Here is a 12,544-nt window from a genome sequence, read left to right as displayed (position 1 = left end):
TTGCCTGACGTTGTGCATCATTGAAATAGGCTGGTACGGTGATGACCGCTTCAGTCACTTCTTCGCCGAGGTAATCTTCAGCGGTTTTTTTCATCTTGCGCAGGATTTCTGCAGAGATTTGCTGTGCTGCGAGTTTTTTGTCGCGCACCGAAATCCATGCATCGCCGTTGTCGGCTTTGACGATTTGATACGGCATCATGCCTATGTCTTTTTGCACTTCTTTTTCGTCAAACTTGCGGCCGATCAGGCGCTTGACTGCGTACAGCGTGTTCTTGGGATTGGTAACAGCCTGGCGCTTGGCCGGCGCACCGACCAGAATTTCACCATCTTCCTGATAGGCGATGACGGATGGCGTGGTACGCGCACCTTCCGAATTTTCTATGACTTTAGGCTTGCCGCCTTCCATGACAGATACACATGAATTGGTTGTGCCCAAATCGATACCGATGATTTTGCCCATGATGGTCTTTCCCTTAATGTCTGAAATACGAAACTGTTAAATAAAATTGGATGGAATCAATATGCGGCGAGAAACGCTGCTTTCAAGTTATTTTTCTTGCGCAACCGTTACCAGCGCCGGTCGCAACAGGCGATCGGCAATCAAATACCCTTTTTGCAGGGTGTTGACGATCGTGTTGGCTTCCTGATCCGCCGGCACCATCGAGATGGCCTGGTGTTTCATAGGATCGAGCTTGTCGCCCTGGTTAGGCTTGATTTCCAGCAGACGATTTTTCTCGAAGGCGGCGCTCAACTGCTTGAGCGTCATTTCCACGCCTTCCTTCAAAGACTCTACCGATGGCGTTTCCACCAGCAATGCCATTTCCAGGCTGTCTTTCACTGGCACCAGCGCTTCGGCGAAGCCTTCTATCGCAAACTTGTGCGCGCGCGTCACATCTTCCTGTGCCCGGCGACGGAAATTTTCCACTTCTGCCTTGGCGCGCAAGAATGAATCCTGCAACTCCTGCACCAGCAACTGGGATGCTGCCAGCTGTTCTTCCAGCGTGGCGACAGGCGTTGCCGCATCGGTCGCTGCCGGCTGTTCCATCGCCGCCGCCTGCTCTGCGTATTTTTCTTGGTCTTGCATGAAAAAATCTCCAACAATCAATGAGTTATGACAAATAATGTCAATGCGCCAATGCACATGGGGCTATCCCTTACTATTTCAAGGGATATTCCTGTGAAATTTGCAATAATCCGCGAAAAGCGATGATATCGCCGTTGTGATGTCGTTGTTACAAAAATCGCTAATTTATGGGATGGTATTTTTTTCCGCACGAACTAGTCTGTAAGGAGGTTCGCATATTTGCGCCCTGCCCCCGAGGAAGACATCGTGAAACTGCCGTTCATTTCCGTATCGATAGTTGCCTATACTGCTGTCGCAGTTGCCGTCATCTGCTATGCAAACCTGTAGCAGCAAGGCAGGCCTACCGTATTCTTGATGGAGCAATATGCTCCGGGCAGCGCTTTTATCTTGAAATACGAGGCTTTTTTGTCAAAAACCCCTTTCTGGTCCCAATTTCCTTATTGCGTAGCGCCCAGGCGTTGCGCCTGTTCCAGCGAAATGCGCGCCTGCTGATCGCGCTCTTCACTTAGCGTCGGCGACATGATGGTAGGCCAGCCTATCATGTGCAGTTCTGCGATTTCCGCCATCGCCTTCATCCAGGCATCGTTTTCATTCAGGCAGGCTATGTAGTTAAAGTCCTTGCCGCCGGCAGTGAGGAAGTCATGCCTGACTTCCATCGCGATTTCTTCCAGCGTTTCCAGGCAATCGCTGGTGAAACCGGGGCATATGACATCAACCCGCTGCACCCCTTCTTTCGCCAGCTTCTGCAGCGTAGGTGCGGTATAGGGTTGCAGCCATTCAGCCTTGCCGAAGCGCGACTGGAAAGTCACCAGATATTGATCCTGCGTCAATCCCAGCTCTTTCGCCAGCAGGCGCGCCGTCTTATGGCATTCGCAGTGATACGGATCGCCCAGCAGCAAGGTGCGTTTCGGCACGCCGTGAAAACTCATCACCAGCTTGTCCGGGCGACCGGCCATATCCCAGTGAGCGAGCACTGACTTTTGCAAGGCGCGGATATAGCCTTCATGGTCGTGATAATGCTTGATGAAGCGCAGTTCCGGCACATTGCGCTCCTTTGCATAATGGTTGAATACCGCATCAAATATAGAGGCCGTAGTAGCACCGGAATATTGCGGATACGCCGGCAGCACCAGGATGCGGTCACAGCCATCGGCCTTAAGCTTGCTTAATACCTCGGGCACCGATGGGCTGCCGTAGCGCATCGCGTATTCGACCCGGACTTGATGGCCGCGCTCACCCAGATAACCGCCTAGCAGCTTGGCCTGCCTGGCAGTATGCACTTTCAGCGGCGATCCCTCGTTGGTCCAGATCGATGCATATTTCTTCGCCGACTGGCTGGAGCGAAACGGCAGGATGATCAGGTTCAGGATGAACCACCAGATCGCACGCGGAATTTCAACCACGCGCGGATCGGACAGGAATTCCTTCAGGTAGCGTCGCACCGCGGTAGTGGTCGGCGCATCAGGTGTGCCGAGATTGACCAGCACGATTGCGGTTTTCGGCAAGCTGCCATGGGTATACGGTGGTTCGGTTCGAAATGACATGAATTCTTAATATAGTATTTTGATGACGCATGCTGCAGACGCGCTCATCGGATAAATGGAAGAGGTGATTTCTATTCAGTTTGCCAGCAACTCGCGTGCATGCGTACGCGTGGTCGCAGTGATTTCCAGCCCCCCCAGCATGCGGGCGATTTCTTCCACGCGCGCATTCGCATCGAGTGCCTCGATGGACGACGCGGTTTTGCCATTGCTGCTCTGTTTGCTGACCTGGAAATGCTGATTGGCCTGGCTGGCGACTTGCGGCAAATGCGTCACGCACAAGACTTGCCTGTCCTGCCCGAGCCGGCGCAACAGGCGTCCGACCACTTCCGCCACACCGCCGCCGATGCCGCTATCGACTTCATCGAAAATCAGCGTAGGCGTGGCCGTCGCGCTGGATGTGATGACGGAAATCGCCAGTGCAATGCGCGCCAACTCGCCGCCGGACGCTACCTTGGCCAGCGGCCGCGGCGTGGTGCCGGCATGCGCGGCGACCATGAATTCGATTTGTTCAATACCGTAGGACGCCGGCTCGCATGGCTGCAAGGCGATGACGAATTTGCCGCCGGTCATGCTGAGTTCCTGCATCGCGACCGTGACGGCATCGCCCAGCGCCCTGGCTGCCTTGGTACGCGCCTTCGATAATTTTTGCGCCGCCGTCGTATAGGCGGATTTCAGCTTTTCTTCCTGCGCACGCAAGGCATCCAGATCGCTGGCGTCGGCCAGCTGCTTCAATTGCGCAGACAGGGTTTCCAGCTCTTGCGGCAAATCGTCCGGTGCGACATGGAATTTGCGCGCGGTGGCATGGATGTTTTCCAGCCGGGTTTCAACTATACGCAAACGTGCCGGATCGAGCTCGACCCGGCTCAGGTAATCATTGAGCGCATATACCGCTTCCTGCATCTGGATGCGCGCCGGCTCCAGCGCATCCAGTACCGGCTGCAAACCGCCGTCGAGATCGACCAGCTTGCCTATGCGGATATTGAGCGAAGACAGTTGCGACAGCATCGGCGCAGTATCGGATTCGGAAATCAGGGTCAGCGCATCCTGCGCGCCTTCGATCAGGCTCGCCGCATGCGCCAGGCGGCTGTGTTCATTGCTGATGTCGGACCATTCGCCGGGCTTGACTGCGAGTTTTTCCAGTTCGCCTACCTGCCATTCGAGACGCTCGCGTTCCAGCAATACGTTCTTGGCATTGTGTTCGAATTCTTCGCGCTGCTTCGCGAGTGCGCGCCAGCTTTTGTAAGCGGCCGTAACTGCCTTGACTTCATCCTGCAAGCCGGCCTGGTTATCCAGCAACACGCGCTGCATGTCCTGCTTCAACAGCGACTGATGCGCATGCTGGCCGTGGATATCGACCAGTTGCTCGCCCAGCTCGCGCAATTGCGTGGCAGTCGCCGCGATGCCGTTGATAAAGGCTTTCGAGCGACCTGCATTATCGATCACGCGCCGCAGCAGGGCGCCGCCCTCTTCATTGCTGAATTCATTTTCCGCAAGCCATGCATCGAGCTCGGCACTGGCGGAAAATTCTGCGGTGATGTCAGCCTTGGCCGCACCTTCGCGCACCACGCTGGCATCGCCGCGACCGCCCAGCGCCAGCGCCAGCGCATCGATCAGGATCGATTTACCAGCGCCGGTTTCGCCGGTAAAGACCGAGAAGCCGGATGAGAATTCAAGTTCGATGGCATCGACGATCACGAAATCGCGTATGGAAAGCGTGCGCAGCATGTGGATAGATATCTTCCCGGTTTTCGACTTTGCGGCATGAGCAGCAAGCGACAGATTAGGTTGGAATCGGCGTATGAATACGGTTAAAAACGAATATGAAAATCAGAAATTGCGCTGCTTATTTTAACTTGCCCTGCACCGACGGATATTCATTCCAGTGCAGCTTTTCGCGCAGCGTATGGTAATAACTCCAGCCCTCGGGATGCAGGAAGGTAATCGTGTGTTCCGAGCTTTTTACGATGATGCGGTCGCCATGCAACAGGCGCGCAACCGACTGCATGTCAAAATTGACATTGCTGTCGCGGCCGCCTACGACCTCGATCACGATTTCACTGCTATCCGGCACCACGATAGGCCGATTCGACAGCGCATGCGGCGCTATCGGCACCAGCACGATGCCCGACAGGCTGGGGTGCAGCAAAGGACCGCCGGCGGACAGCGAATAAGCGGTCGATCCAGTCGGCGTGGCGACGATCAAGCCGTCGGAGCGCTGGTTGTACATGAAATGTCCATCTACATGCACACACAGCTCGACCATGCCTGAACCCGAGCCACGCGACAATACGACATCGTTGAACGCCAGCGTGTGATGCATCGCCACGCCATCACGGTTGATCGTGCCCTGCAGCAAACTGCGCTTTTCGGAGACGACCTTGCCGCTCAGCATGGCATCGAGCAAGGGCATCATGTCGTCAAGCGCAATATCTGTCATGAAGCCGAGCCGCCCCTGATTGATACCTATCAACGGCACCTCATAAGGCGCCAGCTGGCGTGCAATGCCGAGCATGGTGCCGTCGCCGCCGACAACGACGGCTACATCGGCCAGCTCGCCGATGTCCGACAAGGTCATCGATTCATAATTATCCAGATGGAATCTGTCGGCAGTTTGCGCGCCGAAGACGACCCTGCGGCCGGTAGCCTGCAAAAAATCAGCGATCTGCGTCAGGGAAAGCGCTATATCGTCGACTGTATGCGCAGTCTCGCCGGCTTTTTGCTTGGCGAAAATCGCAATCGTTTGAAAAGACGACGCGGTATATGAGTGTAAGGTGGGCAACATGCTGCAGATTAGACCATAATTCCCCTTTCTCTTGCACCATCCCATGCACAATGCACATGAATAATTTTTGCCGCGCCCTTGTGTATCCGCATCTTGAAACGGATCGTTTGCAACCATGAAGCCTCACCCCATCAAAGCCGTACTGTTCGACCTCGACGATACGCTGTGGCCGCTGATACCGGTCCTGAACAACGCGGAAGCCGTGCTGTACGACTGGCTAGCCGTCCACACTCCCGGCATCACGCGCCAATTCAGCAATGCGCAGTTGCGTGACTTGCGCTCAGAACTGCTGCCCACCGATCCGCAATATCAATACAATCTGTGGGCCTTGCGCCACGCCACCTTGACCCAGGCCTGCCATATGAGCGGCGAAAACGATGCCATGGTGGATCAGGCGATGGCGGTGTTTTCACACGCACGCAATGCAGTGACGCCATTTGATGACGTGCTGCCGGGCCTGGCCAGCTTGCGCGAGCGCTTCATCATCGGCTCGATTTCGAACGGCTTCGCCGACCTCGAAGCTATCGGCATCGCCCATCATTTCCAGACCTCGCTCGCCGCGCATCACTTTGGCTGTGCGAAGCCGGATCCTGCCATTTTCCTCGCCGCCTGCGAGGCACTGTCGGTGGCGCCGCATGAAGCACTGTACGTAGGCGACGACCCGGCGATGGATGTGCAGGGCGCGCAAAATGCCGGTTTGCAGGCGGTGTGGATGAATCGTTTCCAGCGCGCATTGCCGCAGCATATAGTCCCCGCCGCAAGTTGCACCAACCTGCATGAGCTCGATGCATGGCTGAAGCGCGCATAATGGCGGCAAAGACAAATATAAAAAACTCACGGCTTTGCCAAAAATACAAACCGAGCTCATGCCCCCGCATCGCGCAGCTTGCAGCACTTGCCGCCTGATAGAGCCACTCATTACAATACAGACACCATGCAACTCGATAACCGCGCACAAACACTGTTGAAGGCCCTGGTCGAACGCTATATTGCGGACGGCCAGCCGGTGGGTTCGCGCGAGCTTTCCAAAATATCCGGACTCGACCTGTCGCCGGCGACGATACGCAACATCATGGCCGACCTGGAAGAAATGGGCTTCGTCGCCAGCCCGCATACTTCGGCCGGCCGCGTGCCGACGCCGCGCGGCTACCGGGTGTTTGTCGATACGCTGCTGACCGTGCAAACGCTGGACGAGAGCGCGCTGGAATCGAAGCTGCAAACGACCCTGCAGACAGGTTCGTCGCAGAAAATCATTTCAAATGCAGCGCAAATCCTGTCATCGCTATCCGAATTTGCCGGCATCGTACTGACGCCGCGCCGCGAGTCCGTGTTCCAGCAAATCGACTTTTTGCGCCTGTCCGAAAAACGCATATTGCTGGTCATCGTCGGCCCTACTGGCGACGTGCAAAACCGCCTGCTGTTGACCGATGTCGATTATTCGCCGACGCAATTGATCCATGCCGCCAACTACATCAACCAGAATTATGGCGGCTTGAGTTTCGACGATGTAAGGATACGTTTGCGGGGTGAATTAAAGGCTTTGCGCGATGATATGACGCGCCTGATGCAAGCGGCGGTGGAAGCCGGCAGCGATGCGATGAATGACAGCAGCGACGATGTGGTGATTTCCGGCGAACGCAATTTGCTCAGCGTCAGCGATCTCTCATCGAACATGGTGTCGCTGCGCAAGCTGTTCGACCTGTTTGAACAAAAAACCAGCCTGATGCAGTTGCTGGATGTCTCCAACAAGGCCACTGGCGTGCAGATTTTCATAGGCGGCGAATCGAACCTGGTGCCCATGGACCAGATGAGCGTGGTGACAGCGCCATACACAGTCAATGGCAAGGTAGTCGGGACGCTGGGCGTCATCGGGCCGACGCGCATGGCGTATGAGCGCGTGATCCCGATAGTCGATATCACCGCCAAGTTGCTGTCGAACGCACTCAGCCACACGCCCTAAGCAGGATTAAGTACACAATAAAAAGCCACGCCTGCCGTTGCAGAGGCGTGGCTTTTTATTGTGCAGCGAAATCTATTTCTTCGGTTTCTGGCAATTCCTGCAATGGCCGTACAGCGCCAGCGCATGATCGGCGATTTCAAAGCCGTGCTCTTCCGCGATCCGCTCCTGGCGCTTTTCGATCTCGGCATCGAAGAACTCTTCAACCTTGCCGCAACTCAGGCACACCAGATGATCGTGATGCGAGCCTTCATTCAATTCAAACACGGCCTTGCCGGTTTCAAAGTGATTGCGCTGCAGCAGGCCGGCTTGTTCAAATTGCGTCAAGACGCGGTAAACCGTTGCCAGACCAACATCGAGATTGTCATTCAACAGCATTTTGTAGACATCTTCAGCACTCAGGTGCCGCACTTCGGCATTCTGAAAAATATCAAGGATTTTCAGGCGCGGCAGCGTGGCTTTGAGGCCGCTGGCTTTTAACTCGGATGGGTTGTTGGGCATGTTCTTGTTCAGATTGAGGATATCTGCCTTATCATATAGCGTTTTCGTACAATTGCTCAATCCCTTGAGACCCCTTATGCAAATGCTGCCTCCCAATTTTAATCGCGCCCCGCTGCTCACCGGTGCATTTTGTCTGATGTTGACCACACTCTTCACAGGCTGCGCATCGAAAAACCCTTTGATGGAAGAGCCTGCCCCGCGCGCCTCGGCCAGCAAACCAGCCAAAACAGTCGCTGCAGAGCCCGCACCGGCAAAGGTGGCGGAAGAAAAAATCCCAGCTGCCGCGCCAGCTGTTGCAGAAGCACCCAAGCCTGTACAGCCCGAAGTCGCCCCAGCGGCCGCAGCAGTTGCGTCTGTAACCCCAGCAGCTGTAACCAAGACTGATACAGGCGTACAAACCAAGCGCGAAAACCGTTTCCTCGGCCTGTTCCGCCCTTACCGTCCCGACGTCCAGCAAGGCAACTTCGTTTCGCAGGAAATGGTCGCCCAGCTCAAGGAAGGCATGACGCAGGATCAGGTGGTTTTCCTGCTCGGCACGCCCTTGCTGACCGATGTATTCCACGCCGAGCGCTGGGATTATGCTTTCCGCCTGCAAAAAGGCAATGGCGAAATCACCACCAGCCGCGTCACGGTTTTCTTCAAGGACAAGCTGGTGTCGCGTTTTGAAGGCGGCGACCTGCCTACCGAAAAAGACTATCTGGAACGCATCGCCGACAAAGCCAAAGCAGCAAACAAATAATCAACTGAATTTCTATTCGCCATGACTCAAATGAAAATCGCAGTTGCCGGAGCATCCGGCCGCATGGGCCACATGCTGGTCGAAGCCATCCTGCAGGCAGCGGACGCCACCCTGGTCGGCGCGCTGGATATTGCAGCTTCACCTGCAATCGGCACTGATGCAGCAGCTTTCCTCGGTGCCCCATCCGGCGTGTTGATAGAATCCGACCTGGCCAAGGGCCTGGCGAACGCCGACTTCCTGATCGACTTCACCCGCCCGGAAGGCACGCTCAAGCATCTGGAATACTGCGCTGCACACAATATCAAGATGATCATAGGCACCACCGGCTTCGATGCAGCCGGCAAGGCGGCGATTGCCGCGGCAGCTGAAAAAACCGCGATCCTGTTTGCACCCAACATGAGCGTAGGCGTCAACGTGACGATGAAGCTGCTGGAAATGGCGGCCAAGAGTTTTTCCGAAGGCTACGATATTGAAATCATCGAAGCGCATCACCGTCACAAGGTCGACGCGCCATCCGGCACCGCAATCAAGATGGGCGAAGTGATCGCCGGCGCGCTGGGCAAGGATTTGAACGACGTGGCAGTCTGGGCGCGCGAAGGCGTGACTGGTGAGCGCGACCCATCGTCGATAGGGTTTGCGACGATACGCGGCGGCGATATCGTCGGCGACCACACCGTGCTATTTGCCGGCATAGGCGAACGCATAGAGATTTCGCACAAGTCATCGAGCCGCGTCACGTATGCGCACGGCAGCTTGCGCGCCGCCCGCTTCCTGGCCGGCAAGCCGACCGGTTTGTACGATATGCAGGATGTGCTCGGCCTGCGTTAAGCCGTATGTAGTCACTGATCCATCTCATTTATTCAGATCGAAAACATGAATTCCACTGTCGCAGAGCAAGGATTGGGGTTGGCACATTACTGGGCGCAGGGCGATGCGGTTTCACACGCGGTCGCTTATGCGCTGTTGATCATGTCGATACTCAGCTGGTATTACATCCTGTCCAAGGGCTGGAGTTCATGGCGCATACGCCGCAGCGCCGCAGCGCTGGAAGGTTTTTGGCAAGCGCCTACGCTGATCGATGCAATCGCCGCAATCAAGCTGGCCGACACGGAAAACGTCTATACGCCGCTGGCCGCGCAAAGCGCCGAAGCCGCCAACATCAAGCCGCATGCAAATTCCCTCAATGCCAATACTGATCCGGGCGAATTGATCACGCGAACCCTGCGCCAGGAAATCAATCGCGTCTCTGCCCGCCTTGAAAGCGGCTTGACGCTGCTGGCATCGGTAGGCTCCACGGCGCCTTTCATCGGCTTGTTCGGCACCGTATGGGGCATATACCATGCGCTGGTCGCGGTCTCCGCCTCCGGCACCGTGCAGATAGACAAGGTTGCCGGCCCCGTCGGCGAAGCGCTGATCATGACGGCGCTCGGCCTGGCGGTGGCGATCCCCGCAGTGCTGGCCTATAACGCCTTTACCCGCGTCAATCGCGTCACACTGGCGGAACTGGATGCATTTGCACATGATCTGCACGCCTATCTGACGACCGGCGCACGCGTCGGCAAATGATTACACGCGCCGCAATGAAAAATCGCGGCCGGATATTTCGGGACTACACATGAGCTTCGGCGGATTCAGCGACAACAAGCAACCTGCGCCCATGGCCGACATCAATGTCACGCCCATGGTGGACGTGATGCTGGTATTGCTGGTGATCTTCATCATCACCGCGCCACTGTTCACGCATGCGATCAAGCTCGATTTGCCGAGCGCGCAATCGGCGCCGGCACCTACCGAGCCGACGACGATTTCGCTCTCGATCAATGGCGAGGGCACGATATTCTGGAACAATGATCCGCTGACACAAAACGAACTGACGGCCAAACTGGCGCTCGCCTCCAGGCAGCAGCCGCAACCGCAATTGCAGTTGCGCGCAGACAAGGGCACGCGCTATGAAATCATTGCGCAAGTCATGGCAGCGGCGCAGACCAACGGCTTGACCAAACTGGGCTTCGTCACCGACGTGCCGCAATCACCGCAAAAGTAAATCCATGGCTGTCGTACATTTGAATGGCGAAGCAATCGCCGACTGGGATGCCTTTCACGCCGCCTGCAAAAGCGCATTCGGCTTCCCTGAATTCTATGGCTGCAGCATGGATGCGTGGGTCGATTGCCTCAGCTATCTGCGCGATGAAGACGGGATGACGAAATTCCGTCTCAAACCCGATGAAAAACTGCAAATCGTCATCGACCATGCCGAAACCCTGCGCAAAAATGCGCCGGATCTGCTCGAAGAAGTCGCCTTCTGCATAGCCGGAATCAACGAGCGCTATGACGATTACGGCGAAAAGCCGGCGCTCGAACTCAAACTGGCTTGAATTTCAGCCCCAATTGCCCTGCCGCCGACGCGCCATCCGGGTGGGTGAACCAGTATAATCACAGGTTCACATACACTTTTGGCCACATCCGTCATGCAAGATAAATACAGCCCCGCCGAAGTAGAAAAATCGGCGCACGACCACTGGCAGGCAATCGACGCTTACAAGGCAGTCGAGCACGCCAAGGACAAGAACGGCAACGACAAGAAGAAATTCTATGCTTGCTCCATGCTGCCGTATCCATCCGGCAAGCTGCACATGGGGCATGTGCGCAATTACACGATCAATGACGTGATGTACCGCTATCTGCGCATGAATGGCTACAACGTGTTGATGCCTATGGGCTGGGACGCGTTCGGCATGCCGGCGGAAAACGCCGCAATGGCCAACAATGTACCGCCGGCGCAATGGACCTACGCCAACATCGCCTACATGAAGACGCAAATGGCGTCGATGGGCCTGGCGATAGACTGGTCGCGCGAAATGACCGCGTGCAAGCCCGAGTATTACAAATGGAACCAGTGGATGTTCCTGAAGATGCTTGAAAAAGGCATCATCTACAAAAAGACCGGCACCGTGAACTGGGATCCCATCGATCAAACCGTGCTGGCGAACGAGCAAGTGATAGACGGTCGCGGCTGGCGTTCCGGCGCGCTGATCGAAAAGCGTGAAATCCCGATGTATTACGCCCGCATCACCGATTACGCAGAAGAATTGCTCGACCACGTAGACAACAAGTTGCCCGGCTGGCCGGAACGCGTGCGCACCATGCAGTCGAACTGGATAGGCAAATCGACCGGCGTGCGCTTTGCCTTCCCGCACGAGATCGAGGAAGACGGCAAGCTCATCAACGACGGCAAGCTGTGGGTCTTCACCACGCGCGCCGACACGATCAAGGGCGTGACTTTCTGCGCCGTCGCGCCGGAACATGCGCTGGCTACCTTTGCGGCAAAAACCAATCCGGAACTGGCCGACTTCATCGCCGAATGCAAGCTGGGCAGCGTCATCGAAGCCGACATGGCAACGATGGAAAAGAAAGGCATGCCGACCGGCCTGTTCGTCAAGCATCCGCTGACAAGCGCACTGGTTGAAGTGTGGGTAGGTAATTATGTGCTGATCACCTACGGCGATGGCGCCGTAATGGGGGTGCCGGCGCATGACGAACGCGACTTCGCATTCGCACAAAAATACGTGTTGCCCATCCACCAGGTCATCGATGTCGAAGGCAAGACCTTTTCCGAAGTAAGCTGGCACGACTGGTACGCCGACAAGGAAAATGGCCGCTGCATCAATTCCGGCCATTACGACGGCTTGAATCATCAGCAGGCGGTTGACGCCATCGCCGCCGATCTGGCTGCGCTCGGCCTGGGTGAAAAGAAAATCACCTATCGCCTGCGCGACTGGGGCATTTCGCGCCAGCGCTACTGGGGCACGCCTATCCCGATGATCAACTGCAGCGCTTGCGGCGCCGTACCGGTCCCGGAAAAAGATTTGCCGGTCGTGTTGCCGGAAGACTGCGTGCCGGACGGCAGCGGCAATCCGCTCAACAAGCACGAAGCCTT

General features: G+C 56.3%; 14 protein-coding genes. 8 read left to right on the top strand and 6 right to left on the bottom strand.

The features are described 5' to 3' along the window. The 5 genes from Q7T06_RS06415 to Q7T06_RS06395 form a co-directional block, all read right to left on the bottom strand. On the bottom strand, positions 1–460 hold a 460-nt coding region (locus tag Q7T06_RS06415), incomplete at its 3' end, for an Hsp70 family protein (protein ID WP_304782124.1). A gap of 87 nt (positions 461–547) precedes the next feature. Then, positions 548–1,084 (bottom strand): nucleotide exchange factor GrpE, encoded by a 537-nt coding sequence (gene grpE / locus Q7T06_RS06410; protein ID WP_304782121.1) that lies wholly within the window; start codon positions 1,082–1,084, stop codon positions 548–550. Positions 1,085–1,521: 437 nt separating this feature from the next. Beyond that, positions 1,522–2,628, bottom strand: a complete 1,107-nt coding sequence (gene hemH / locus Q7T06_RS06405) for a ferrochelatase (RefSeq protein ID WP_304782117.1) — start codon at positions 2,626–2,628, stop codon at positions 1,522–1,524. Positions 2,629–2,703: 75 nt separating this feature from the next. After that, the gene (gene recN / locus Q7T06_RS06400) at positions 2,704–4,353 is read right to left on the bottom strand and encodes a DNA repair protein RecN (RefSeq protein ID WP_304782113.1); all 1,650 of its coding nucleotides are present in this window, start codon (positions 4,351–4,353) and stop codon (positions 2,704–2,706) included. A gap of 118 nt (positions 4,354–4,471) precedes the next feature. Continuing rightward, positions 4,472–5,410, bottom strand: a complete 939-nt coding sequence (locus tag Q7T06_RS06395; RefSeq protein ID WP_304782111.1) for an NAD kinase — start codon at positions 5,408–5,410, stop codon at positions 4,472–4,474. Positions 5,411–5,525: 115 nt separating this feature from the next. Between Q7T06_RS06395 and Q7T06_RS06390 the strand changes: the two genes are divergently transcribed. Both Q7T06_RS06390 and hrcA read left to right on the top strand, forming a co-directional pair. Further along, entirely contained in the window at positions 5,526–6,218 is a 693-nt protein-coding gene (locus Q7T06_RS06390; protein WP_304782108.1) for an HAD family hydrolase, read from the top strand. A gap of 126 nt (positions 6,219–6,344) precedes the next feature. Further along, positions 6,345–7,370: a heat-inducible transcriptional repressor HrcA gene (gene hrcA, locus Q7T06_RS06385; RefSeq protein WP_304782105.1), complete on the top strand. Its 1,026-nt coding sequence runs from the start codon at positions 6,345–6,347 to the stop codon at positions 7,368–7,370. Positions 7,371–7,442: 72 nt separating this feature from the next. Here hrcA and fur read toward each other — a convergent pair whose 3' ends face one another. After that, positions 7,443–7,868, bottom strand: a complete 426-nt coding sequence (gene fur / locus Q7T06_RS06380) for a ferric iron uptake transcriptional regulator (RefSeq protein WP_304782102.1) — start codon at positions 7,866–7,868, stop codon at positions 7,443–7,445. 136 nt (positions 7,869–8,004) lie between these two features. On the opposite strand from fur, the gene Q7T06_RS06375 reads away from it, so the two are divergent. From Q7T06_RS06375 to leuS, 6 genes are all read left to right on the top strand, one after another. Continuing rightward, complete coding sequence (locus tag Q7T06_RS06375) at positions 8,005–8,607, top strand: outer membrane protein assembly factor BamE (protein WP_304782098.1); 603 nt, start codon at positions 8,005–8,007, stop codon at positions 8,605–8,607. A gap of 21 nt (positions 8,608–8,628) precedes the next feature. Further along, positions 8,629–9,435, top strand: coding sequence for a 4-hydroxy-tetrahydrodipicolinate reductase (dapB, locus tag Q7T06_RS06370; RefSeq protein WP_304782095.1), 807 nt, complete (start codon positions 8,629–8,631; stop codon positions 9,433–9,435). Between the two features lie 45 nt (positions 9,436–9,480). Then, on the top strand, positions 9,481–10,173 hold the full coding sequence (locus Q7T06_RS06365; protein ID WP_304782091.1) for a MotA/TolQ/ExbB proton channel family protein: 693 nt from the start codon (positions 9,481–9,483) through the stop codon (positions 10,171–10,173). A 49-nt stretch (positions 10,174–10,222) separates the two neighbouring features. Next, positions 10,223–10,651, top strand: a complete 429-nt coding sequence (locus Q7T06_RS06360) for a biopolymer transporter ExbD (RefSeq protein ID WP_304782088.1) — start codon at positions 10,223–10,225, stop codon at positions 10,649–10,651. A gap of 4 nt (positions 10,652–10,655) precedes the next feature. Next, entirely contained in the window at positions 10,656–10,982 is a 327-nt protein-coding gene (locus Q7T06_RS06355) for a barstar family protein (protein WP_304782085.1), read from the top strand. Between the two features lie 93 nt (positions 10,983–11,075). Next, positions 11,076–12,544 (top strand): leucine--tRNA ligase (gene leuS, locus Q7T06_RS06350; RefSeq protein ID WP_304782082.1); only part of this gene is annotated, 1,469 nt, incomplete at its 3' end.

This window comes from Herminiimonas sp. (genome assembly GCF_030645555.1).
GTDB lineage: Bacteria > Pseudomonadota > Gammaproteobacteria > Burkholderiales > Burkholderiaceae_D > Oxalicibacterium.
Note: the sequence above shows the minus strand (reverse complement) of the source record. Positions and strands in the feature narration are given on the sequence as shown.

What these genes read in the sequence shown, in the direction of transcription:
- grpE (WP_304782121.1), bottom strand. Translation starts at nt 1,084, where the DNA reads ATGCAAGACCAAGAAAAATACGCAGAGCAGGCGGCGGCGATGGAACAG.
- hemH (WP_304782117.1), bottom strand. Translation starts at nt 2,628, where the DNA reads ATGTCATTTCGAACCGAACCACCGTATACCCATGGCAGCTTGCCGAAA.
- recN (WP_304782113.1), bottom strand. Translation starts at nt 4,353, where the DNA reads ATGCTGCGCACGCTTTCCATACGCGATTTCGTGATCGTCGATGCCATC.
- Q7T06_RS06395 (WP_304782111.1), bottom strand. Translation starts at nt 5,410, where the DNA reads ATGTTGCCCACCTTACACTCATATACCGCGTCGTCTTTTCAAACGATT.
- Q7T06_RS06390 (WP_304782108.1), top strand. Translation starts at nt 5,526, where the DNA reads ATGAAGCCTCACCCCATCAAAGCCGTACTGTTCGACCTCGACGATACG.
- hrcA (WP_304782105.1), top strand. Translation starts at nt 6,345, where the DNA reads ATGCAACTCGATAACCGCGCACAAACACTGTTGAAGGCCCTGGTCGAA.
- fur (WP_304782102.1), bottom strand. Translation starts at nt 7,868, where the DNA reads ATGCCCAACAACCCATCCGAGTTAAAAGCCAGCGGCCTCAAAGCCACG.
- Q7T06_RS06375 (WP_304782098.1), top strand. Translation starts at nt 8,005, where the DNA reads ATGTTGACCACACTCTTCACAGGCTGCGCATCGAAAAACCCTTTGATG.
- dapB (WP_304782095.1), top strand. Translation starts at nt 8,629, where the DNA reads ATGACTCAAATGAAAATCGCAGTTGCCGGAGCATCCGGCCGCATGGGC.
- Q7T06_RS06365 (WP_304782091.1), top strand. Translation starts at nt 9,481, where the DNA reads ATGAATTCCACTGTCGCAGAGCAAGGATTGGGGTTGGCACATTACTGG.
- Q7T06_RS06360 (WP_304782088.1), top strand. Translation starts at nt 10,223, where the DNA reads ATGAGCTTCGGCGGATTCAGCGACAACAAGCAACCTGCGCCCATGGCC.
- Q7T06_RS06355 (WP_304782085.1), top strand. Translation starts at nt 10,656, where the DNA reads ATGGCTGTCGTACATTTGAATGGCGAAGCAATCGCCGACTGGGATGCC.